Origin of the sequence: Rhodococcus sp. DMU1, assembly GCF_012272955.1 — a bacterium.
Lineage (GTDB): Bacteria > Actinomycetota > Actinomycetes > Mycobacteriales > Mycobacteriaceae > Rhodococcus > Rhodococcus aetherivorans.
This window is the reverse complement of sequence record NZ_CP050952.1, coordinates 282,022-304,591: the sequence shown is the minus strand read 5'-3', so window position 1 is coordinate 304,591 and position 22,570 is coordinate 282,022. Positions and strand designations below refer to the sequence as shown.

Annotated in this window: 19 protein-coding genes; 8 read left to right on the top strand and 11 right to left on the bottom strand. The window is 70.6% G+C overall.

Features of this window, described 5'->3' with window-relative positions:
- Positions 1-147 precede the first annotated feature (147 nt).
- Positions 148-1,134 (top strand): LLM class F420-dependent oxidoreductase, encoded by a 987-nt coding sequence (locus HFP48_RS01445; protein ID WP_029547015.1) that lies wholly within the window; start codon positions 148-150, stop codon positions 1,132-1,134.
- A gap of 15 nt (positions 1,135-1,149) precedes the next feature.
- Here the strand turns inward: HFP48_RS01445 and HFP48_RS01440 are convergent, their stop codons facing one another.
- Entirely contained in the window at positions 1,150-2,703 is a 1,554-nt protein-coding gene (locus HFP48_RS01440; protein ID WP_168578908.1) for a SpoIID/LytB domain-containing protein, read from the bottom strand.
- Positions 2,704-3,020: 317 nt separating this feature from the next.
- Between HFP48_RS01440 and HFP48_RS01435 the strand changes: the two genes are divergently transcribed.
- The gene (locus HFP48_RS01435) at positions 3,021-5,075 is read left to right on the top strand and encodes an N-acetylmuramoyl-L-alanine amidase (protein WP_168578907.1); all 2,055 of its coding nucleotides are present in this window, start codon (positions 3,021-3,023) and stop codon (positions 5,073-5,075) included.
- A gap of 59 nt (positions 5,076-5,134) precedes the next feature.
- On the opposite strand, the gene HFP48_RS01430 is transcribed toward HFP48_RS01435, so the two are convergent.
- Positions 5,135-5,956, bottom strand: a complete 822-nt coding sequence (locus HFP48_RS01430) for a Cof-type HAD-IIB family hydrolase (protein ID WP_029547012.1) — start codon at positions 5,954-5,956, stop codon at positions 5,135-5,137.
- 70 nt (positions 5,957-6,026) lie between these two features.
- Entirely contained in the window at positions 6,027-6,788 is a 762-nt protein-coding gene (locus tag HFP48_RS01425; RefSeq protein WP_168578906.1) for a lysophospholipid acyltransferase family protein, read from the bottom strand.
- Positions 6,789-6,961: 173 nt separating this feature from the next.
- Here HFP48_RS01425 and HFP48_RS01420 point away from each other — a divergent pair, with 173 nt between their 5' ends.
- Entirely contained in the window at positions 6,962-8,512 is a 1,551-nt protein-coding gene (locus tag HFP48_RS01420; protein ID WP_006944523.1) for an MBL fold metallo-hydrolase, read from the top strand.
- Positions 8,513-8,550: 38 nt separating this feature from the next.
- On the opposite strand, the gene HFP48_RS01415 is transcribed toward HFP48_RS01420, so the two are convergent.
- Both HFP48_RS01415 and HFP48_RS01410 read right to left on the bottom strand, forming a co-directional pair.
- A complete protein-coding gene (locus tag HFP48_RS01415; RefSeq protein ID WP_168578905.1) occupies positions 8,551-9,528 on the bottom strand; it encodes a hypothetical protein in 978 nt (325 codons plus the stop codon).
- 11 nt (positions 9,529-9,539) lie between these two features.
- Positions 9,540-10,718, bottom strand: a complete 1,179-nt coding sequence (locus HFP48_RS01410) for an MFS transporter (protein WP_168578904.1) — start codon at positions 10,716-10,718, stop codon at positions 9,540-9,542.
- Positions 10,719-10,886: 168 nt separating this feature from the next.
- Here HFP48_RS01410 and HFP48_RS01405 point away from each other — a divergent pair, with 168 nt between their 5' ends.
- Together HFP48_RS01405 and HFP48_RS01400 are read left to right on the top strand one after the other, a co-directional pair.
- Positions 10,887-11,306 (top strand): PaaI family thioesterase, encoded by a 420-nt coding sequence (locus HFP48_RS01405; RefSeq protein WP_202917463.1) that lies wholly within the window; start codon positions 10,887-10,889, stop codon positions 11,304-11,306.
- 31 nt (positions 11,307-11,337) lie between these two features.
- Complete coding sequence (locus HFP48_RS01400; protein ID WP_006944530.1) at positions 11,338-11,730, top strand: hypothetical protein; 393 nt, start codon at positions 11,338-11,340, stop codon at positions 11,728-11,730.
- Between the two features lie 99 nt (positions 11,731-11,829).
- Here HFP48_RS01400 and serS read toward each other — a convergent pair whose 3' ends face one another.
- Together serS and HFP48_RS01390 are read right to left on the bottom strand one after the other, a co-directional pair.
- A complete protein-coding gene (gene serS / locus HFP48_RS01395; RefSeq protein WP_029546990.1) occupies positions 11,830-13,092 on the bottom strand; it encodes a serine--tRNA ligase in 1,263 nt (420 codons plus the stop codon).
- A 42-nt stretch (positions 13,093-13,134) separates the two neighbouring features.
- Positions 13,135-13,524: an ankyrin repeat domain-containing protein gene (locus tag HFP48_RS01390; RefSeq protein WP_043798768.1), complete on the bottom strand. Its 390-nt coding sequence runs from the start codon at positions 13,522-13,524 to the stop codon at positions 13,135-13,137.
- A 48-nt stretch (positions 13,525-13,572) separates the two neighbouring features.
- Between HFP48_RS01390 and HFP48_RS01385 the strand changes: the two genes are divergently transcribed.
- Complete coding sequence (locus HFP48_RS01385) at positions 13,573-14,649, top strand: septum formation family protein (RefSeq protein ID WP_006944536.1); 1,077 nt, start codon at positions 13,573-13,575, stop codon at positions 14,647-14,649.
- A 13-nt stretch (positions 14,650-14,662) separates the two neighbouring features.
- Positions 14,663-15,001, top strand: coding sequence for a metallopeptidase family protein (locus tag HFP48_RS01380; protein ID WP_006944538.1), 339 nt, complete (start codon positions 14,663-14,665; stop codon positions 14,999-15,001).
- Positions 15,002-15,266: 265 nt separating this feature from the next.
- On the opposite strand, the gene HFP48_RS01375 is transcribed toward HFP48_RS01380, so the two are convergent.
- The 4 genes from HFP48_RS01375 to HFP48_RS01360 form a co-directional block, all read right to left on the bottom strand.
- Entirely contained in the window at positions 15,267-16,604 is a 1,338-nt protein-coding gene (locus tag HFP48_RS01375; protein ID WP_006944540.1) for an MFS transporter, read from the bottom strand.
- A 26-nt stretch (positions 16,605-16,630) separates the two neighbouring features.
- On the bottom strand, positions 16,631-18,952 hold the full coding sequence (locus HFP48_RS01370; RefSeq protein ID WP_168578903.1) for a cytochrome P450/oxidoreductase: 2,322 nt from the start codon (positions 18,950-18,952) through the stop codon (positions 16,631-16,633).
- Between the two features lie 245 nt (positions 18,953-19,197).
- Positions 19,198-20,625, bottom strand: coding sequence for a rifampin monooxygenase (gene rox / locus HFP48_RS01365; protein WP_168578902.1), 1,428 nt, complete (start codon positions 20,623-20,625; stop codon positions 19,198-19,200).
- A gap of 328 nt (positions 20,626-20,953) precedes the next feature.
- Positions 20,954-21,625 carry a helix-turn-helix domain-containing protein gene (locus HFP48_RS01360; protein ID WP_006944546.1) on the bottom strand — a complete coding sequence of 224 codons (672 nt, stop codon included), beginning with the start codon at positions 21,623-21,625 and terminating at the stop codon, positions 20,954-20,956.
- A 139-nt stretch (positions 21,626-21,764) separates the two neighbouring features.
- On the opposite strand from HFP48_RS01360, the gene HFP48_RS01355 reads away from it, so the two are divergent.
- Positions 21,765-22,544, top strand: a complete 780-nt coding sequence (locus HFP48_RS01355) for an acetoin reductase (RefSeq protein WP_006944547.1) — start codon at positions 21,765-21,767, stop codon at positions 22,542-22,544.
- Positions 22,545-22,570: the final 26 nt, after the last annotated feature.

Sequence of the window (22,570 nt, the reverse complement as noted above, 5' to 3'; positions counted from 1 at the left end):
GTGAACCGGCGTCGCCGCCCCAGCCAGGGTGTGCCGATCCTGGTGTCGGCACCACCACGCTGCGACCGGCCCCGACGCGGTTCGGCCGGCATCCGCGTCACCTTTCGTTGGCGCACAGGCACTTCGGAGGCGCTACGGTTGCGGTCCGTGAGCATCCGACTCGGTTACCAGATCCCGAACTTCACCTATCCCGGACCGGCCACCGGCATCTTCCCCACCGTCGCCGCCCAGGCCCGCGCGGCCGAGAGATCCGGGTTCGACACGGTGTTCGTGATGGACCACTTCTATCCACTGCCCCTGATCGGTTCGCCCGACGAACCGATGCTCGAGGCGTACTCGACGCTCGCGGCGCTCGCGGCGGTGACGACGTCGATCCGGTTGTCGGCGTTGGTCACCGGCAACACGTATCGCAACCCGGCCCTGCTGGCCAAGACGGTCACCACGGTCGATGTGATCAGCGGTGGCCGCGCCGTGCTGGGGCTGGGGGCGGGCTGGTACGAGTTCGAACACCGGGCCTACGGTTTCGAGTTCGGTTCGCTCCGTGAGCGGTTCGAACGCCTGGGGGAATCGCTCGAGATCGTCGTGCCCATGCTGCGGGGCGAACGCCCCTCGGTGGACGGCAGGTGGTACCACACCGAGGACGCCCGGAACGAACCCCGCCTGCGCAACGACCTGCCGGTGCTGATCGGCGGCGGGGGCGAACGACGGACGTTCGCCTTCGCGGCTCGTTGGGCCGACCATCTCAATATCCTGTGCGCCGCACGCGAAATACCGCGCAAGCTGGCGGCCGTCCGGGCGCGATGCGCGGAGCTCGGCCGCGACCCGGCGTCCCTGGACGTCAGTTACCTCGGCTACGTGATGATCGACGAGAACGGCGATCGCGCCCGCGATCTGCACCGGCAGTTCCTGCTCGCCCGGGGAATCGACCTCCGCCGGCTCACGGAGCGCGAATCGGCGGCCGCCACCGATCGGCACTTCGTGGGCACACCGGCGGAGGTGGCCGAGGAGTTCGATCACCGGGTGCTCCGGCACGGCATCGACCGACTGATCGTCAATCTCGTGACGAACGGCCACGAGGAGGGGATCGTCGAACTCACCGGCCGCACCCTCACAGATCTGCTGGCCGGCCGGTGAGCCGGGGAAGAGACGCTACTCGGCGCTGCCGGTGCCCGGCAGCCACTCGCGCATGATGCTCGCGTCGATCACCTGGGCGCCGAGGTCGGGGGTCCAGACGATGATGCCGCCGGTGAAGACGCGGAACTTGCCGCGTTCGTCGGGCAGCATGAGCTCCGGCCCGACCGGGGTGCCCAGGGTGCCGTCGTGCCCGCCGAGCTCGAGGTACTTCTCCTCGATGGGTGAGCCCTGCCCGGTCTCGAAGGGTTCGTCGCCGACCTCGGGGCCGGGTTCGGGCGCGGGGGTGGACGGCGGAACCGTGGCGTCGGCACCCTCCTGGACGGTGAACCAGTCGGAGCGCAGGCCCAGTTTGGCGCGCGCCTCGGCACCGGTGGTCTCGACCGTGCGGTCGGCACCGACGATGCGCACGTGGGTGACGCGGCCGCCGTCGGCGCCGAGGTTGTTGCGGCCGACGATCTCGAAGGCCTGCAGTTCGCCGACGCCGAAGGCCGTGCCGATCTCGCCGGCGGTCATCGTCTGGGCCCACTGCCGGTTGGGGGCGACGGCGTCGCCGAGGTCCTCGACGGACGGGAAGGCGCCGCCGGCGGAGTAACCGCCGGTCGAAGCGGAGAACTCGCTGGCGACGACCTTGCCGTCCTTCATGAGGACGGTGCCGCGGGTCGAGTTCACCGCCTCGTTCGTGCGCGGGTCCTCCTTGGCGGACCCTGCGTACACCTGGCAGTTCTGGCTGTCGCACGTCTGCCACAGCGGCGAGCGGTTCTCCGCCGCGGCGTAGGAGCGGGCGGCGATGGCCTGCGCGCGCAGCGCCTCGGCGCCGCCGGTGTCGGCCCAGCTGGGCAGCGACTCGGCCGGGACGACACTGAGCAGGTAGTCCTCCATCGACAGCCGGTTGACGGTGCGCGGCGCGGAGCCGTCGAGGACGACACCGAGGGAGCCGCGGTAGGGCGCGCTGTTGCCGCAGAGCTTGAGGTGTTCGGCGACGGGCCGGGCCTCGCCCATGTCGACGGGGTCCACCCACGGCAGGTCGGCGCGGCCCTGCCATAGCACCTCGCCGGAACAACCGGCGGTGACGACGACGTCCGCTCCCCCGTCCGCGGTGGGCGTCAGGTGGGCGGCCTCGCCCGGCCCGGTCTGCCGGCCGGCGACGGTCATCCCGGTGTCGGAGTACACGTCGAGGGGCGCGTCGTCCTGCCCGACGAGCCGGACCGCGATCATCATGTTCTCGGGAAGGGCGCCGAGGGTGGTGCCGCCGTAGTAGTGACCGAGGATCCGGTCGGCGGACCAGCCGTGCTCGGTGGCGTAGCCGTAGGCGCCCCACTGGCCCATGCCGCGACCGTGGCCGTGACCGAAGCCCACGAAGGTGAAGGGGGTGTCGGCGGCCACGGCCTGGGCGACGTCGGGTTCGGCGTGCACGTGCAGCACCCCGCCGATTGCGGCGCCGACCAGCAGCGCGGGGGCGAGGCCGATCGCCGCGGCGCGGGCCGTGGCGGGCCGCCAGCCGTTGCGGAGGGGGTGTCCGACGACGAGACGCCGCCGGCGATGGGTCCGGCGGATGGACTTTCGTGGCATGCGCTGCACTCCCTCGTTCTCGCACCGTGTGCCGCCCGGACGCAGGTCCGCGCGTATCGGACATTCGAGACGGATCCTCAAGCTCAGGTTGAGGCTTAAGGTTGTCTGCGACTAGTGTGGCAAGAGTGACTGAATGAAGCAACAACAGCCACACCAGTAACACCAGAATCACAAGTTGCACACGATTCTCGGCCGTTCCGCACTTCGGGTCGTCCGGATGACGGAGGATTCGGTTCGATTCGAGCCGGCTCCTCGGCCTCGGCCGAGCGCCGCCCGGCCGCCGAGGACCGCCGCGAACACCGACAGGGAGAAGCACCGTGCCGCATCGCCGACCGAAGCCGTCGATCGTCCTGGGTGCCGTCGCCGCCCTGGCCGTCGCCAGCCCATTCGCCGTCTACGGCGTCACGAGCACCACATCGGACGTCCGCTCCACCAACGAGTCCGTCCCCATCGTCGTACCGCCCGAGATCGCCGAGGTCGTCCTCGCCTCGGTGCCCGACATCGTGATCCCGATCCACGAACTCACCGGCCTGAACCTGCCGGACCTGAGCCTGAAGGAACTCGCCGCGGGCCTGCCGGAGATCACCGCGCCCGCCCCGTCGACCATCCCGGCGCCCGCACCCGCAGCCGCCGACGTCGTCGATCGCATCGGCGCCACCGTCAAGCAGCTCACCCGCGACGCCCCGTTCAGCATGATCGCGCTGGCCGCGAAGGACGTCGCCGACACCGACGCACGCATCCGGGCCCAGCGCGACGACGGCAGCTGGGGACCGTGGACGGCCACCGAACCGATCGACACGAGCCGCTCCGACCGGACCCCCGACGAGCGGGCCGGCACCGAACCGATCTACGTCGGTGCCACCAAGGCCGTGCAGGTGCTGCTCACTCCGCGCCCGGCGCCCGAACCGACGCTCGCCGGCGCCGAGATTCCCGCCCCGGCCGCGCCGCCGACCGCACCCGCCCCTGCACCGGCGCCCGCTCCGGCCCAGCCGGAGCTGGGCTATGCGCCGGCGTCGTCGTCACGGCCGTTGCACGCCCAGGAACCCGCGCGGGCCGCCGCCGACGACGTCAGCGCCGTGCTCATCAACCCGGGATCGAGCAGCGCCGACGCCGCGCTCGAGGACATCGCCGGTCCGGTCGGAGGGTCCGGACCGAAGGTGATCACCCGAGCGCAGTGGGGCGCCGACGAGTCCATCCGCTGCCAGGACGCCACCTACGACGACGAGCTCGGCGGTGCCACCGTGCACCACACCGCCGGCAGCAACGACTACTCCAAGGCCGAATCGGCGGAGATCGTGCGGGCCATCTACGCCTACCACGCCCAGACCCTGGGCTGGTGCGACGTCGGCTACAACGTGCTCGTCGACCGCTACGGCCAGATCTTCGAGGGCCGCGCCGGCGGCCTGGACAAGCCCGTGCAGGGCGCGCACGCCGGCGGCTTCAACGAGAACACCGTCGGCATCGCGATGATGGGCGACTTCTCCAACGTCGAACCGCCGAAGGCCACGGTCGACGCGGTGGGCCGCTTCCTCGGCTGGCGGCTCGCCAAGGCCGGTCTCGACCCCAAGGGCGAGACCACCATGTACTCGGAGGGCACGTCGTTCACCCCGTACCCGCAGGGCGCGGCCGTGGACCTGCCGATCATCTTCGCGCACCGCGACGTCGGCAACACCAGCTGCCCCGGCGACTCCGGTTACGCGAAGATGGACGAGATCCGTGACATCGCGGCGGCCACCGCGGCCGGACAGAGCACCACGCCCAGCACCCCGAGCGACGACTCGTCCGACCTCGTCACCGACAGTCCGCGCGCGCAGCTGCCCGACGTCGACGCGGGGGCCCCGGCCACCGGATCGGCGGACCGCCTGCCCGACACCGGCTCGGCCGAGAAGGTCGCGGACCTGGTCGGAGAGCTGATCCGGCTCACCGACAACTCGCCGCTGGCGCAGAAGTGGATCGCCGAGGGCGGCGAGACCGGCCGCCTGGGGACCGCCGTGTCCGGGATCCTGCCCGCCAAGGCGGGCTACGAGCGCGCCGAGTTCGTCAACGGCGCCATCTACACCTCGCCGAACGGCGGCGTGTGGACGGTGCTCGGCGAGATCTACAAGACGTGGCAGCGCAGCGGCCTCGACGCGGGCGAGCTCGGCCTGCCGACCAGCGACGAGTACCGCGTGCCGGACGGCTGGCGTTCGGACTTCGAGTTCGGCTCGCTGATCTTCAACGAACTCACCGGTGCGGTGACGAAGGTGCTGCGCGCCTACAACGACGCGTACGAACAGGCGGCGCCGCAGCCCGCCGGCGCGCCGGCCCCCGCCCCCGAGGCCCCGGCACCGGCACCCGCCCCCGAAGCGCCGGCACCGGCGCCGGTGCCCTAGCCGGCCGCCGGTCCCCTCGCCGGGGCCCTAGCCGGCCGCCGGTCCCCTCGCCGGGGCCGTCACCGCCACCAACGCTCGAGGATGCGGGCTACCCCGTCCTCGGTGTTGGTGGCGGTGACCTCGTCCGCGGCCGCCTTCGTGTCCGGGTGCGCGTTCTCCATCGCGACCCCGTGGCGCGCCATCGACAACATCGGGATGTCGTTGGGCATGTCCCCGAACGCGACGATCCCGTCGGCCGCCACCCCCAGGTGCTCGGCCATCAGCTGCAGGCCCGACGCCTTCGTCACCCCCGAGGCGGAGATCTCGATCAGGCCGTTGTCCGTGGAATAGGTGACATCCACCAGGCCGCAGAGCTGCGGGGCCAGCGCTTCGGCCATCTCGTGGCTCGTCGCCGACGCCATCCGGATCAGCAGCTTCACCGCCGGCTCGGCGATCACCTCGTGGTCGGCGAGCTCGGTGTTGTCCGGATTCAGCCACGCATGCTCGTAGCCGGGGGCGCTGACGAACTGCGGCGTCGCGGCGTCGTGGGCGCTCGCCCCGATCCGCTCGGCGGCCAGACCGCAGCCGGGCAGCACGCTGTTGGCGACGTCGGCAACCCAGGCCAGCTCGTCCGCGGAGAGCACGGCGGCGCTCAGGACCCGGTCGGCGGCGCTGTCGTAGAGCACCGCGCCGTTGGCGCACACCGCCATGGGCGCGAACCCGAGTTGCTCGATCACCGGCGGAATCCATCGCGGCGGACGGCCGGTGGCCAGGACGAACGGCGTCCCGGAGGACACCACGGCCTGCACCGCCGCGCGGGTACGGTCCGAGACGCGCTCCTCGTCGTCGATGAGGGTGCCGTCGACGTCGGTGGCAACCAGGCTCGGCAGATCTCGGCTCACTTCGCCATTGTGCCGGTCCGCCGCGACACGGCGCATCCGGACGACCCGGGCCTCACCGCGGCTGTCGTCGTCACCGGTCGGTGCCGACATCCTTCTGCGCCCGGCGGGCCTTGCGCGCGGCGGTGTCGGCGTCGTCGAGCGCCGTGGCCTCCGCGAGCGTGGGCGCGGTGCCGCCGAGCCGGGCGGGCACCCAGTACGCACCGGCTTCGTGGACGTAGCTGCCCTGCAGTTCCCGCAGCATGCGCTCCATCGTCTCGTGCAGCTCCGCGGTCAGCTCCGACGCCGACGCGTTCGGCGCGATGGGTTCGCCGACGGCGATCGAGATCGGCGTCTTCGTGCGGCCGAGGCGCTTGGGGTGCCCCTTCGTCCACACCCGCTGGGACCCCCACATCACCACGGGGATGATCGGCACGTCCGCCTCCAGCGCCATCCGCGCGGCACCCGTCTTGAAGCCCTTGATCTCGAAGCTGCGGCTGATCGTGGCCTCGGGGAAGACCCCGACCAGCTCGCCCGCACGCAGCGCCGCCACCGCCGCGCGGTAGGAGTCGGCGCCGTCGGCCCGGTCGACGGGGATGTGCTTCATGGCCCGCATCAAGGGACCGGAGATCCTGTGGTCGAAGACCTCCTTCTTCGCCATGAACCGGATGTAGCGCTTGGAGGTGCGGGCGGGCAGGCCCGCGTAGGTGAAGTCCATGTAGCCGACGTGGTTCATGGCGATCACGGCGCCACCGACGGAGGGGATGTTCTCGGCGCCGGTGACGGTGAACTTCAGTCCCTGCGCGGCGAAGACGGTCCGGGCGAGGCCGATGACGGTCCGGTAGAAGGGTTCCACAGTCGGTCAGAGTAGCCGGATCGGCGGCTGCGGGCTCCGCCCGATGTCCGCCGCCCGCCCGATTCGGGATCAAAGGCCCGTATCCGGCCCGGGTTCACCGCCTGGGCGCGGCGCCGCACCGGCGTCCCCCTACGCTGGGTGGTACGTCGGTCAGCACGTCAGGAGGCAACGAAGTGCAGATCACCAGCGTCGGACACGCCGGGTTCCACATTCAGACCGCAGCGGGATCGATCCTGTGCGATCCGTGGGTCAACCCCGCGTACTTCGCGTCGTGGTTCCCCTTCCCGGACAACACGCAGTTGGACTGGGACAAGCTCGGCGACGTCGACTACCTGTACGTCTCGCACCTGCACAAGGACCACTTCGACCCGGAGAACCTGAGCAAGCACGTCAACAAGGACGCGACGGTGCTGCTGCCCGACTTCCCGGTCCCGGACCTGCGCCGCGACCTCGAGCAGCTCGGGTTCACGAAGTTCCTCGAGACGACCGATTCCGTCAAGCACACCGTCAGCGGCCCCAAGGGCGACCTCGACGTCATGATCATCGCCCTGCGCGCGCCCGCGGACGGGCCGATCGGCGACTCCGGCCTCGTCGTCTCGGACGGCGAGACCACGGTGTTCAACATGAACGACGCCCGCCCGGTCGAGATGGACTCGATGCTCGAGGCGTTCGGTCGGATCGACGTCCACCTGCTGCAGTACTCGGGCGCGATCTGGTACCCGATGGTCTACGACATCCCCAAGCGCACCAAGGCGAACTTCGGCAAGCAGAAGCGCCAGCGCGGCATGGACCGCTGCCGCAGCTACATCGACCAGGTCGGCGCGACGTGGGTGGTCCCGTCGGCCGGGCCGCCGGTGTTCCTCGATCCGGCGCTGCGCCACCTCAACGACGACCACGGCGACGAGGGCAACATCTTCCCCGACCAGATGGTCTTCCTCGAGCAGATGCGCCTCCACGGCAACGACGGCGGCGTGCTGATGATCCCCGGTTCGGTGCTCGAGGTGCACGGCAGCACGTCGATGACGCTGACCCACCCGATCCCGGACGCCGACGTCGAGCGGATCTTCACCGACAAGGCCGCGTACATCGAGGAGATGGCGCAGCGCCTGGCCCCGGTGCTCGAGGCCGAGAAGGCGACGTGGGCCCCCGCCGAGGGCGAGCCGCTGCTCGGCCCGCTCAAGGCGAAGTTCGAGCCGATCATGGCGCAGTCCGATCTGATCTGCGACGGCATCGGCTACCCCGTCGGCCTGGTGATGGGCGAGGAGACGGTCGTGCTGGACTTCCCCAAGCGGGTCGTCCGCGAACCCATCGAGGGAGAAGGCAAGTACCGCTACGGTTTCCGCATCGCGCCGGAGCTGGTGCGCACTGTCCTGCGCGACGACGAGCCGGACTGGGTGAACACCATCTTCCTGTCCACCCGCTTCGAGGCGTGGCGTGTGGGCGGCTACAACGAATTCCTCTACACGTTCTTCAAGTGCCTCACCGACGAGCGGATCGCCTACGCGGACGGCTGGTTCGCGGAGGCCCACGACGATTCCGCGTCGATCGAGCTGGGCGGGTTCGAGATCCAGCGCCGCTGCCCGCACCTGAAGGCCGACCTGTCGAAGTTCGGTGTCGTCGAGGGCACCAGCCTCACCTGCAACCTGCACGGCTGGCAGTGGGACCTCGTGACCGGCCGCTGCAAGACCTCCCGCGGTCACGAGCTGCGCTCCCGCAAGCTCTGACCCCCCGTCGCGTGGGTGTGGCCGAATGTCACATGGGTTCAGTTCGATCGAACGCGTGTGACATTCGGCCGCAGCACGTTCGGCAACAGTGCCGGCACGGCGAGCACCAGCGCCCCCAGCGCGACGAGGGCATACGGCCACCACTGCCGCTCGGCGGTCGTCTCCACCGCCGCCGCGACGTCGCCCGACGACGCCGGGGCCGGCGACTTCGGCAGCGCGGCCGTCGCTTCCCGCACGTTGTCCGAGACTCCCTCGATCACCCCGGTGACCGGGCCGACGCCGTCCACGAGCTGTCCGGTGCCGTCGACGAGCTGCCGGCCGCCGTCGTCGAGGAGCATCAGCCCGTCGCGTAGCTGCCGCGAGCCGTCGGCGGCCTGCACCATGCCGGCGACGAACTGCGCGTCCGGGTCGCTCAATTCGTAGGCGAGCTGCCGCGCGCCGCCGCGCAGCTGCTCGAGCTGCGCGAGCGTCTCCGGGCCGAGCCCCTCGGTGTTCAGCCGTCCGACGAGCCCGTCGAGCCGGGCGGCGGCCTCCTGGGACACCGGGTCGGGCGACTGCCGCAGGGTGCCGGCGACGACGGTCAGCTGCTCGGTCACGCCCGCCTGCATCTCCCCGAAGCCGGTGAGCCGGTCGACGACCTGGTCGACGCCACCGCTGACCTGGGTCGCACCGTCGCCGAGCAGGCCCACCCCGCCCTGGAGCTGACCGAGCCCGTCGGCGAGCTGCTGCCCACCCGCGCTGGCCTGCGCGAGCCCGTCGGCGAGCTGGTGAGCGCCGTCGTCGAGCTGGCGGCTGCCGTCGGTGAGCTGCCCGACCCCACCGCCGAGAAGCGCGAGCGGCAACCCGGCCTGCCGCAGGTTGTTGCGGGTGCCGGAGAGCGGGTCGCCGGTCGCGGCGGGCGGTGCGTCGGCCGTCGTCGCGACGGCGGGCGCGTCGGCGTACGCGAAGGCGGAACCGGTACCGATCAGGCCGAGACCGGCGGCGACGAACAGGGCGGGGACGAGACGAGCACGCATGGCGGAGGACGTTAGTCCGGCGAATTAAGAGGGGACTGAGACGGCGGCAGCCACCGCACCGCCGCGACGGCCAGGCCGAGCAGGGGCACCGCCCACGCGGCGAGCACCGCCGCCAGCGGCAGCCAGACCGTTCCGAGCGCGAAGCCGGCGTAGACCGCCACCGACGCGACCTCGCCGACGAGGCCCGACACCGACGTCACGGTCGCGCGGGCGGTCCCGCTCATCGCGTCCTGCATCCGCGCCTCGGCGACGATCATCGCGTTGTGCAGGGCGCCGTAGCCGATGCCGATCGCCACGAATCCCGCCGCGCCGCCGAGCGCGGCACCCGCCGCCAGCAGCACACCCCCGGCGGCGATCACCGCCCCCATGGCGCGACCGGTCATTGCCGCGGTACGGCCGGCCGTCGCGGCGCCGAGCACCTGTCCCGCAACGGTGATCGCCACCAGCACCGGCGCCGCGGACGTGCTCGAGCCACCCTCGCGCGCCAGCAACGCGAAGTACTCCTCGAACGCGAGGCACGCCGACAGCAGCGCCGCGAGCAGCACCGCGCGGCGCACCACGGCGTTGCGTCGCGCCTCGCTCGTCCCGGCGTGCAGCACCGCCAGGTAGCGGGTCACGAAAGCGCCTGGAACGGCGCCTGTCTCGTCCGCCGAGGCGTGACGGGGGGCGGCCGGCAGGGTGAGGACGAGCAACCCGTTGCCGACGGTGATCGCCACCGACAACCACCCCACCGTCGCGTAGCCGCCCACCGCGAACAGCGGCGCGGCCGACAGCGTCGCGACGAGGACGCACAGCGTCTCGCCGGCGTTCGCGTAGCCCAGTACCGCCGGATACCGGTGCGCCGCCCCGCGTGCGGACAGTTCGTCGTACACCAGGGCCTCGAACGTCCCGGACTTCAGCGACTCGCTGATCCCCCACGCCACGAAGCCCGCCGCGAACCCCCAGTAGCCCGGGAACAGCAGCCACAGGGCGAAGCCCGCGGTGAACAGGACCGCGCTGAGCAGCAACAGGCCCCGGCGGGACACCGTGTCGGCCCACGCGCCCGACGGCACCTCCGCGACGAACGCCACGACGGACCACAGCACGAAGAGCGACGAGATCTCGCCCGTACCGAGGCCGTGGTCCTCGAACAGCAGGGCGTACAGACCGTAGAGCGGCACGAGTTCGCGGGTGGCCGCGTACGCCACCACACGAACGGTCAGGGAAGAGGCGGAGCCGGATCAACATCGGTGGCGCATGGCTCCAGGGTGGCACGCGCGGACGGGTTTGTCACCGCGCGATACGGTCGGCGGGTGACCGAACGCCAGCGCACCTACACGTGGGACGACCCCGCCCCGACGTCCGCCGCGAACCGCGACATGCAGGGCCTCGACTTCCTGCGCGGCCTGATCGACGGCTCCATCCCGCACCATCCGACGTCGCGCACGCTCGGCTTCCGGGTGACCGACGCCCGCGAGGGCTGGGTGGAGGTGAGCATGGAACCGCAGGAGTTCCACGCCAACGCGGTGGGCAGCGTGCACGGCGGCGTGATCGCGACGATGTTCGACACCGCGATGGGGTTCAGCGTGTCGAGCACGCTCGAGGCCGGTGTCGGATACACGACCCTGGACCTGCAGGTGCGGTATCTGCGGCCGGTCCAGGCCGGCAACGGCGTCGTCCGCGTGCACGGCATCTGCGAGTACAGCGGCCGTCGCACCGCCACCGCCCGCGGCGAGGCCCGCGACGAGAACGACCGGTTGCTCGCGACCGCGTCGACCACCTGCCTGATTCTGCGCTGACAACCGTCGCCGGACCCGCACACTGAAGTGCATGAGCGTGGAACGCATCGCACTGGACCGCTTCTTCACCCTGTACGGAGAGGCGCTCGCCGGGTTCGACGCCGAGGCATCGGCCGCGCTGTGGGGTGAACCGGGCACGATCCTGACGGATTCGTTCGCCGGATCGCTGGCGAACCGGAAGGAGATCACCGAGGCGCTCACGCAGAGCAACGAGACCTACCGGAAGCACGGCCTCGCCGGTGTGGGGCACGAGTTGCTCGACCTCTCCCCGGTCACCGACAAGATCGTGCGGGCCCGGGTGCGCTGGTCGTTCCGCGACGCGAACGACGCCGTGATGGCCACCAGCGACTACGAGTATCTGCTGCGCGACGACCCCGACGGCCTGCACGCGTACGTGGCCGTCGGCTGCGACCCGGGTAGCTGAGGGCGTCGGCCCTCCCGGGCGGGGTGACCGAATGTCACATGCGTTCGATCCGAGCGAACCCATATGACATTCGGCCGCCACCCCACGCGGCGGAACGCCTCAGGCCGGCGGTTCGAGCACCTCACGCCCGACGAACGGCACGAGCGCCGACGGAACGCGCACGGACCCGTCGGCCTGCTGGTGGTTCTCGAGGATCGCGACGAGCCAGCGGGTGGTGGCGAGCGTGCCGTTGAGGGTGGCGGCGATCTGCGGCTTGCCGTTCTCGTCGCGGTAGCGCACGCCGAGGCGACGAGCCTGGAAGGTGGTGCAGTTCGACGTGGAGGTCAGTTCCCGGTAGCGCTCCTGCGTGGGCACCCACGCCTCGCAGTCGAACTTGCGGGCCGCCGACGAGCCGAGGTCACCGCCCGCGACGTCGATGACCCGGTACGGCACCTCGATCGCGGCGAGCATGTCGCGCTCCCACGCGAGCAACCGCTGGTGTTCGGCGGTGGCGTCCTCGGGCTTGCAGTAGACGAACATCTCCACCTTGTCGAACTGGTGGACCCGGATGATGCCGCGGGTGTCCTTGCCGTAGCTGCCGGCCTCGCGGCGGAAGCACGACGACCAGCCCGCGTACCGCTTCGGACCGCCCGACAGGTCGAGGATCTCGCCGGAGTGGTAGCCGGCGAGCGGCACCTCCGACGTGCCGACGAGGTACAGGTCGTCGTCGGCGAGGTGGTAGATCTCGTCGGCGTGGGCGCCGAGAAAGCCGGTGCCCTGCATGATCTCCGGCCGCACGAGCACCGGGGGGATCATCATCTGGAAGCCGTTGGCGACGGCCCGCTGGGCGGCGAGCTGCAGCATGCCGAGCTGCAGCAGCGCGCCGTAACCGGTGAGGAAGTAGAACCGGGCGCCGGAGACCTTCGCGCCGCGCTCCATGTCGATCAGTCCGAGCGATTCGCCGAGGGTCAGATGGTCCTTCGGCTCGAAGTCGAAGGTGGGCAGCTCACCGACGGTCTCGAGGGTGACGAAGTCGTCCTCCCCGCCGGCGGGGGCGCCCTCCTGCACGATGTTGGAGATCGCCAGGTGCGCGCGCCCGAGCGCCTCCTCGGCGGCCTGCTGCTCGGCCTCGAGCTTCTTGACCTTCGCGGCGAGTTCCTTCGCACCGTCGAGCAGCGCGGGCCGTTCCTCCGGGGACGCCTGCCCGACCTTCTTGCCCAGCGCCTTCTGCTCGGCGCGGATGTTGTCGCCGGCCAGCACCGCGGCACGGCGGGCCGCGTCGGCCTCGAGCAGCGCGTCGACGAGACCGGGGTCCTCGCCTCGGGTGCGCTGCGAGGCACGGACGGCGTCGGGGTTCTCGCGGAGGAACTTGAGGTCGATCACGAGGTCACAGCCTACTCGGCGCCGTCTACGGCCGATTCCGACCTACTGTGCCCACAGTTGCAGGCAGTCCTCGCGTTGGAACATCCTCGCCGAGTCCACGGCGTTCGGATGTCCGGCGTAGGGGTCGGCTCCGGCGTCGGTGAGCACCCGCACGACGTCGATCGCCCCTTTGAACACGGCGCCGGCGATCGGCGACTGCCCGCGGTCGTTGAGCCGGTCGACGTCGGCGCCCCGTTCGATCAGGGTCCGCACCGCGTCGGCGTGACCGTGGTAGGACGCCAGCATCAGCAGGGTGTCGCCCTTCTCGTTGCACAGGTTCACCGGCACCCCGGCGTCGACGTAGGCGGCGAGCGTCTCGACGTGCCCGGCGCGGGCGGCGTCGAACAGGCGCTGCGCGATCTCCTGGACTTCGGGATCGATGGGCTCCGTCATGTGCACCGAAGTTACCCGGGGCGCCGCGCACAGGCATGATGGACGGTGATGGCCGAGGAGAGTGAGCAGCAGTCCGATCGGACGACACCGTCCGCGTCGCGGGTCCGGGGCGCCCCGTCCGCGAAGCTGACCCGTCGCGCCTTGATGCTGGTTGCGGCGGGCGCGGTACTCGCGGCGCTCGTCACCGCGGTGGTGGCGGGATTCGGCGGGTCCGACGACGAGCCCGGCGGTTCGACGAGCGCCGTCGTCACCACCGGCGCCGTGGCCGGCGAGGCCTTCGGCACAGCCGTCGCAGGCGACTGCCTGACCTGGACGGAGATCGATGCGAGCGACCTCGCGAAGGTGGACTGCGCCGAGTCGCACCTGTTCGAGGTGGTGAAGGACATCGACCTGAGCGTCTACCCGGGGGCCGAGTGGGGTCCCGGGTCGCGCTTCCCGTCGGTGCTGCGTTTCACCGAACTGCGCGACGAACTGTGCGCACCTGCCGCGATGAACTACCTCGACGGCCGGTTCGACCCGCACGGCAAGTTCAGCGTGGGCCTGATCAACCCCGGTGAGGCGGGCTGGGCGGCCGGTGAGCGGACGCTGCGCTGCGGCCTGCAGTTCTCCTCCACCACAGGCAACCTGCTGCCGATCAAGGGCACGGTCGCCGACCAGGACCAGTCCAAGGTCTGGGACGTGGGCACGTGCATCGGCATCAACAACGGGGTGCCGGCGGACCCGGTGGACTGCGCCCAGCCGCACGCCTTCGAGGTGATCTCCGTGGTGGACCTGTCCGGCCAGTTCCCCGGCGGTCTGCCGAGTGTCGAGGACCAGGACAAGTACCTCGAGGGGACGTGCACCGAGAACGCCAACGCCTACCTGGGCAGCCCCGACGCGCTGCGCAACAAGACCCTCACACTGTTCTGGGACAACCTGGACTTCGACAGTTGGCTGGCGGGCAGCCGCAAGGTCAACTGTTCGGTGGGCAAGCAGGTCGAGGGCGGCGGATTCGCGTCGGTCACCGGCACGGCCGCGGGCGACATCCTCATCGACGGCCAGCCGCCGGTGCCGCCGCCCGCCGCGCCCGAGGGCCGCTCGCTGCCGACCCCGCTGCCGGGGGCGGCGCCCGTTCCGGGCGCCTGAGGTGGCCGCACGGATGGGCGACGAGCGGTTCGACGAGCTCGTCGGAGAGGCCCTGGATCTGATCCCACCGGAACTCGCGCGGGCCATCGACAACGTGGTGGTGCTGGTCGAGCCCAGAAACGAGGAAGAGCCCGATCTGCTCGGGCTCTACCACGGGATCGCGCTCACCGAGCGCGACAGCCACTATGCGGGTGCGCTACCGGACACCGTGACCATCTATCGCGACGCCATCCTCGACATCTGCGACTCCGACGACGACGTGGTGCACGAGGTCGCGGTGACGGTCATTCACGAGATCGCTCACTACTTCGGAATCGAGGATGCTCGGCTGCACGAGCTGGGCTGGGGCTAGTGGACCCGTAACGGGGTCCGGTCGCGCCGTACTTCGGCTTGCGCTGCAGAAAGTGCGGACTGATCGTCGAAATGATCAGCAGGGCGAGCGTACCGATGATCACCTCTGCGACGACGATGTAGACGAAAGCAATACCGACGATCTTTGCGATCTCTTCCATGTCGATCACCTCCGGTCCGACCGTACCGCGGGACGGCCGTCCGGACGGGGTAACCGGGACGGCCGTTGCCGGGCGGCGTCACGGCCGCCCGGCAACGGTGTCCGGTCACTCGATGCGGTCGAGATCGATGCCCTTGGTCTCGCGGCTGCTCAGCACCGCGACGACGGTGATCATCATGGTCACCACCAGGTACGCGATGACGGTCCCGACGCCGAAGCGGTCGATGAGCCAGACGGCGATGAAGGGCGCGGGCGCGCCGGCGATGATGGACGACCCCTGGAACACGAGCGACGAGCCGGCGTACCGGTAGCGGGTCGGGAACAGTTCGGTGATCCAGGCCGCCTCCGGGCCGGCGAGAGCACCGTGGAAGAAGGCACCGACGCACACACCCACCCACAGCAGCGGCACGCTCTGCATCTGCACGAGCCAGAAGAAGACGGGCGCCCACACCACGAGCACCACGGCGGGCACCAGCATCGCGATGCGGCGGCCGACCCGGTCGGACCACCGGCCGCCACCGATCATGCCGACGAACTGGAACACCGACGCGAAGGTCACGGCCAGTATCACCTCGCCCCGCGCGAAGCCGTGGTAGGTGGTGGCGTACGCGATGACGAAGACGGTGTAGACGTAGAAGGCGATGTTCTCGCCGAGCCGCATGCCGATGCCGAGCAGCACCGGGCGCGGACGGGACAGCGCTTCGACGATGCTCGACCGGGACTCGGTGCGGCCGGCCGCGGAGGCCTGCGCCGCCCGGAACACCGGGGACTCCTCGACGCCGTGCCGGATCCAGAAGCCGATGATCAGGAGCGGAATCGCGAACAGGAACGCGATCCGCCAGCCCCACGCGTCGAACGAGTCGGCCGGGAGCAGGAACACCAGGGCCGAGACGACCACGGCGGCAAGCACGGTGCCCGACGGTGCGCCCGCCTGCGGCCAGGACGCCCAGAAGCCGCGGCGCTTCGGCTCGCCGTACTCGCTCACCAGCAGCACGGCCGCGCCGAATTCACCGCCGAGCGCGAAGCCCTGGATCATGCGCAGCGCGACGAGCAGGACGGTGGCCCAGATGCCGATCTGCTCGTAGGTCGGCAGCAGCCCGATCGACGCGGTGGCGGTGCCCAGCATCACGAAGGTGATCACGAGCATCGGCTTGCGGCCGAACCGGTCGCCGAGATGGCCGAAGACGATGCCGCCGAGCGGCCGGGCGATGAAGCCGAGGCCCTGGGTCGCAAGGGCGAGAAGCAACTTGGTGATGCCGTCGGATCCGGGGAAGAACAGCGGGCCGAGGACGGTGGCGGCGAGAATGCCGTAGATCGCGAAGTCGTACCACTCGAGCACGGCACCGGCCATGCTTCCGGTGAGGACCCGTTTGAAGCTGCTGCGTGGCACGTCCGGCGCGGTGGGCGCGGTGCGCACGGCGATCGGGTCGAGCGTAGATCCCATGACGGATCCTTTCGAAGGTCGGTGATTCAGAGTCGCAGGGCCAGCCGGTCGCCACAGGCACGCGAGCAGCAGGTCATCATCTGCCGGTTCGCCGCCCGCTCGGCCTTGGTCAGCACCGTGTCGCGATGGTCGACCTCGCCGTCGAGGACGGCGACCTCGCACGAGCCGCAGAGGCCTTCCTCGCAGTCGCTGGGCACGTCGATGTTGTTGGCGCGCAACGCGTCGAGGACGGTCTGGGTGGGCTCGACCCGCACGGTCAGCCCCGAGTCGCGCAGTTCGAGGTCGAAGGCGTGCTCGACGTCCGGATCGAGCGCCGCGAGGGACGAGGTGAAGTGCTCGACGTGCAGCGCCCCGTCGGGCCAGTTCCGGCTCGCGTCCTCGAGTCCGGCGAGCAGCCGCCCGGGCCCACACGCGTAGATCTGGACGCCGGGGGCGGGCTCGGCGAGGAGGGCGGCGAGGTCGATCCGGGTGCCTTCCTCGGACACGTGCAGGGCGGCCCGGTCACCGTGCCCGGCGACACGCTCGAGATAGGCCATGCCGGAACGGTTTCGGCCGCAGTAGTGCAGTTCGTAGCTCCACCCCCGGGCGCGGGCGTGGTCGGCCATGGCCAGGACTGGGGTGATGCCGATGCCGCCGGCGACGAACACGTAGTGCTCGGCGCCGGGGTCGAGCGCGAAATGGTTCCGAGGGCCGCGCATCCGGAGCGGGCTTCCCACCTCGAGCTGTTCGTGGATGTAGCGCGAACCGCCGCGGCTCTCGGGATCCAGGTGCACGGCGATCTCGTAGCTCGGCGCATCGGGCGCGCCGCACAGGGAGTACTGGCGCGACAGCGCGCCGAGGTCGAGGTCGATATGGGCGCCGGGAGTCCACGTGGGCAATGTCTTTCCGCCGGCGTCGCGCAGGACGAGGCGCAGCACGTCGTCGGCGATCCGGTCCAGGCGCTCGACGGTGACGGTGCGGGACACCGCCCGGGCGGCGGGTTCTCCGATGGTGACCGGTTGATGCCGTTGCAGCACAGCAGGATCGGTGCGCTCGGGATTCGCCTGCGGATCCCACTGCACCCACACGTGGTCGGGTCCGCGGAAGGACGTATTCGGCAGGTAGGTGAACTCCTGATCGGGTACGAGTTCCATGTGGGGAAGCCGCGTGGTGAGTTCCTCGAGGAAGATCTGCATCTCCATGCGGGCCAGGTTCTTGCCCATGCACTGGTGGCTGCCGTACCCGAAGGTGAGATGGTCGCTCGAGTTCGGGCGCCGGATGTCGAACTCGTCGGGGCGCTCGAAGTGGCGCTCGTCGTGGTTGGCGGACGCGTTGACGACGAGCAGCTTGGCGCCGGCGGGGATGTCGACGTCGCCGATGCGGGTGTCGGCGGTGGCCACCCGTCGCCACGCCGCCACGGACCCGGAGTGGCGCAGGCACTCCTCGACGGCGTTGGGGATCAGCGACGGATCCGCGCAGATCTCCTCCCACACCGCGCGGTTCTCGAGCAGCAGCTTGAACGCGTTCGCGGACGCGTTGGCCGTGGTCTCGTGCGCGGCGACGATGCCGGCCATCATCATCGAGTGCAGGTAGGAGTCGGTGACGACGTCCGGCATCTCCCGCTGCTTGCGGATCCCGTAGGGCATCCAGCCGTGTCCCGACGGGTCCTGCCGCATCTTCTCGAGCACCGTGCCCGCGTACTGCCAGAACCTGCCGACCGCCTCGGCGACGGCCACCTGCTCCTCGGGCGCGGGGCGGCCCCAGGTGTTCACGGTGTGCGCGATCGAGTACTTGCGCATCGTCGCCATGTCCTCCTCCGGCACGCCGAGGAAGTGCAGGGCGACGGTGAGCGGAACCTCCCACAGCATCTCGTCCACCAGGTCGGCCTTGCCGGATTCGACGAAGCGGTCGACGTATTCGCGCGTGAGCCGTCGCACCATCGCCTCGTGGTGCGCCAGTTCCTTCGGGGTGAACGGATCCATGAGCGCGCGGCGGCGCGGCATGTGGGCGGGCTCGTCCTCGTTCACGAGGGTCCGGGCCATGGCGTAGTCGTACCGGGCGAGGGTGGCGGTGGCCTCCGCCGAGACGGGAGTGATCTTCTCCAGCGCGATCGCCGGCGAGAACAGGATGTTGTCGCGGAACACCGCCTTCACATCCTCGTACCGGGTGACGACCCAGTAGCCGAGTTCGGGGCTGTAGAACACCGGCTCCTCGTCGCGGGACCAGCGCAGCGACTCGGCCGGATCGGTCTGGTACGCGGAACCGAACGGATCGAACGCCGCGGCGTTCGCCGACACCGGGCAGCCGCCCGCCAGGGCCGCGTGGTCGACGGGACACGCCGGCGCCGACGCCGGAACTGATGCACTCATGCTGACACCGAAAACCTCTCCAACAGCACTGTTACTTTTATCGAACAGTTTCGTCCTATATACGGACATGCAGCAGAGTAAGCGGCATCACAGAAGAGGTCAAGCGGGATCCGCGGTCACAGCATCCGGGCCCACGTCCGCAGGACTCCCCGGCACCCGCGCGGCCGCCGCCACCGAGCATCAGGACCGGACGTCACGAGCCGGTACCCGAGGCAGGTCCTGCCCCTTCGAGCACCTCCGCGCGCTCAGCCGGCGGCAGCGCCGAACCACTGGGTCAGCCGGCCGAGCAGATCCTGTTGATCGTCACCGGCCCACGCCACGTGGCCGTCGGGCCGCAGCAGCACCGCGGGCACGTCCAGTTCCTCGCTGACGTCGACGACGTGGTCGACCCGGTCGGCCCAGCCCGCCACGGAATGCCGTCCGGTCTGGTCGAGGAGCAGTCCGCGGCCGCCGTGCATCAGTTCGTAGAGGCGACCCTGCTTCAGCCCCACGTCCCGCATCCGCCGGCCGAGCAGGTCGTGGCCCTCGCCGAAGTCGTAGCGGACCCCGACCGCGGTGATCATCTCGGTGACGTACCGGTTCACCTCCTCGAAGTCCATCAGCTTCGAGAGCAGTTCCCGCAGCGCGATCACACCCGGATCGGTTCCCATCAGCGTGATCTGCGCGCGGGTGTTCTCGAGCACGCGGGCGCCCACCGGGTGCCGTTCGGCGTGGTAGCTGTCCAGCAGTCCCTCCGGAGCCCAGCCGCCCACTTCGGCGGCCAGTTTCCAGCCGAGGTTGAACGCGTCCTGGATGCCGAGGTTGAGTCCCTGCCCGCCGGTCGGCGGATGGATGTGTGCCGCGTCGCCCGCCAGCAGCACCCGCCCGACCCGGTAGCGCTCGGCCTGCCGGGTGGCGTCGCCGAACCGGGAGAGCCAGCGCGGCGAGTGCGCGCCGAAGTCGGTGCCGGCGATCGCCCGCAGCTGCTGGGTGAACTCGTCGAGGGTCGGTGCGGCCGCCCGGTCCTCGGCCACCCCGTCGGCGGGCACGATGACGCGGTACGCCCCGTCCCCGAGGGGTACGGCGCCGAACCGCAGATGGGTCTTGTGGACTTCCGCGACCACGGCGGCCACCGTCGCCGGGTCCTCGGTCAGCTCCATCTCACCGAGCAGCGTCTCGACCTTGCTGGGCTCGCCGGGGAAACCGACGCCGAGCAGCTTGCGCACCGTGCTGCGGCCGCCGTCGCAGCCGACGAGGTAGCGCGAGCGCAGCCGGGTACCGTCGGCCAGCTCGGCGCTCACCCCGTGGTCGTCCTGGCTCAGCCCGACCAGTTCGCAGCCGCGCCGGATCTCGGCGCCGAGTTCGAGGGCGTGCTCGTTGAGCAGCCGTTCGGTGACCGGCTGCGGAGTGGCGAGGCCGTACGGGTGCGCCGTGTCCACCCGGTCCGGCCACGGCTTCATGATGCCGCCGAAGAGACCGCCGACCCGGAACTTCTCACTGACCGCGAGAAACCGGTCCAGCAGGCCGCGTTGGTCCATCATCTCGACGCTGCGCGCGTGCAGGCCCTGTCCGCGGGACTGCGCGGTCGGCTCCGTCGCCTTCTCGAGCACGAGCGTGTGCACGCCGTGCAGCCGCAACTCGGCGGCCAGCATCAAACCGGTCGGCCCGCCGCCGGTAACGATCACATCGATCATGAAAAATCCCCCGTTCGACAACGTTGTATTTCGGCCGGCTGCTCCACACAGTCCGGCGGGCCCGCACACCCGCACCCGGGCGCCGGGTGCCCGCAACCACCCGAGTCCTACCGGCGGTTGGACGCCCACCTCGCGAATCTCCCGTTTCCGCAGGTTCCGGCTTCGGCTGGCGATTCTGCAGCACCACCGGGGTCTTGCGGCAAGGCCCCCCGCGCGCTATATGTTGAAAGTGGCAAGGAGCCGATGACCTTCTTGCCTTTGCCTTCTCGGCGCCGACCACAGTTCCGTCCATCCCGGGCCGACGTCCGGGTGAACGACGATGGGAGTGTCAGTCGGTGAGCAGAGCGCTCAGCCGTGCCGCCGCGTCACCGACCGCGAGGGCCGCGGCATCGACGTCGAGACCGGCGATGGCCACCACCCCGACGCTGCACTCGAGGCCGGCCCCCCGCGGCGCGCGCACCCCGGCGGCGACACCCACGGCGCCGCGCTCGAGCTGTCCGCGCGTGACGCTGTAGCCGAGCGCCCGGGCCTGCTTCACCGCTTCGGGGTCCCGCGCGTCCTCGGGTCGCAGCGCGAGGATCGCGATCCCCGCCGCCCCGCGGTCGAGCGGGTGCCGGTTGCCCACCCGGTATCCCACGTGCAGGAGCGCCCCTTCCGGCTCCGCGACGAGGATGACGATGCACTCGTCCCCCTGCGCGGCGGACACGAAAGCCGTCGCCTGCGTGCGCTCGGCCAGGTCGTGCAGCACCGGACCGGCCGCATGCTGAAACTGGGGCACGAACCGCGACGCAAGGACGGCGGCACCGGCGCCGAGCCGGATCCGGCCGTCGTCGGCCCGCACCACCAGCGAGTGCGATTCGAGCGTTGCGACGATCCGGTAGGAGATCGCCCGCGCGATCCCGAGTTCCTTGGCGAGGTCCGCGACCGTGATACCGGCGGGCGAACGGGAGATGATGTCGAGCGCGCGCAGACCACGATCGAGGGTCTGCAGCGTGCTCATGGGTTCCTCCGTCCGTCGTGCCGGATCCGACCCTACCGGCGCGGGCGCCACCCCCGATGCAGCGCATTGCAACGCTTGAGCACCCCCCGCCGCACTGGTTCCCTTCGAGTGACACAGGTCACTATGGACGGGAGCCGGTATGAGCATCGAAGGCAAGGTCGCGCTGGTCACCGGCGCCGGGCAGGGCATCGGACGGGCGATCGCGCTGCGGCTGGCGACGGACGGTGCGGACATCGCACTGCTCGACGTCGACGGCGGCAAGCTCGCCGCGGTCGAGGACGAGGTGCGGGCCGCCGGCTCGAAGGCGATCTCCGTCGTTGCGGACGTGACCGACCGCGAGCAGATCCGAGCCGCCGTCGACCGGACGGAGACCGAACTGGGCGGGTTCGACATCATCGTCAACAACGCCGGCATCGCACAGGTGAACCCCATCGCCGACGTGACACCGGAGGAGGTGTCCCGGATCATGGCGGTCAACGTCGAAGGCGTCCTCTGGGGCATTCAGATCGCCGCCGCCAAGTTCCGCGAGCGCGGGCACGGCGGCAAGATCGTCAATGCGTCCTCGATCGCCGGCCACGAGGGCTTCGCGATGCTCGGGGTGTACTCCGCAACCAAGTTCGCCGTGCGGGCGCTCACCCAGGCCGCGGCCAAGGAATACGCGTCCGACGGAATCACCGTCAATGCCTACTGTCCCGGCGTCGTCGGCACCGACATGTGGGTCACCATCGACGAACGCTTCGCGGCATTGACCGGGGCACCGAAGGGAGCGACGTTCGAGAAGTTCGTCGGCGGCATCGCGCTCGGCCGCGCGCAGACGCCGGAGGACGTCGCGGCCTACGTCTCCTACCTGGCCGGCCCGGACTCCGACTACATGACCGGCCAGTCCGGGTTGATCGACGGCGGCCTGGTCTACCGGTGAGCCGAACCCGCTGCACCGGAAGGAGA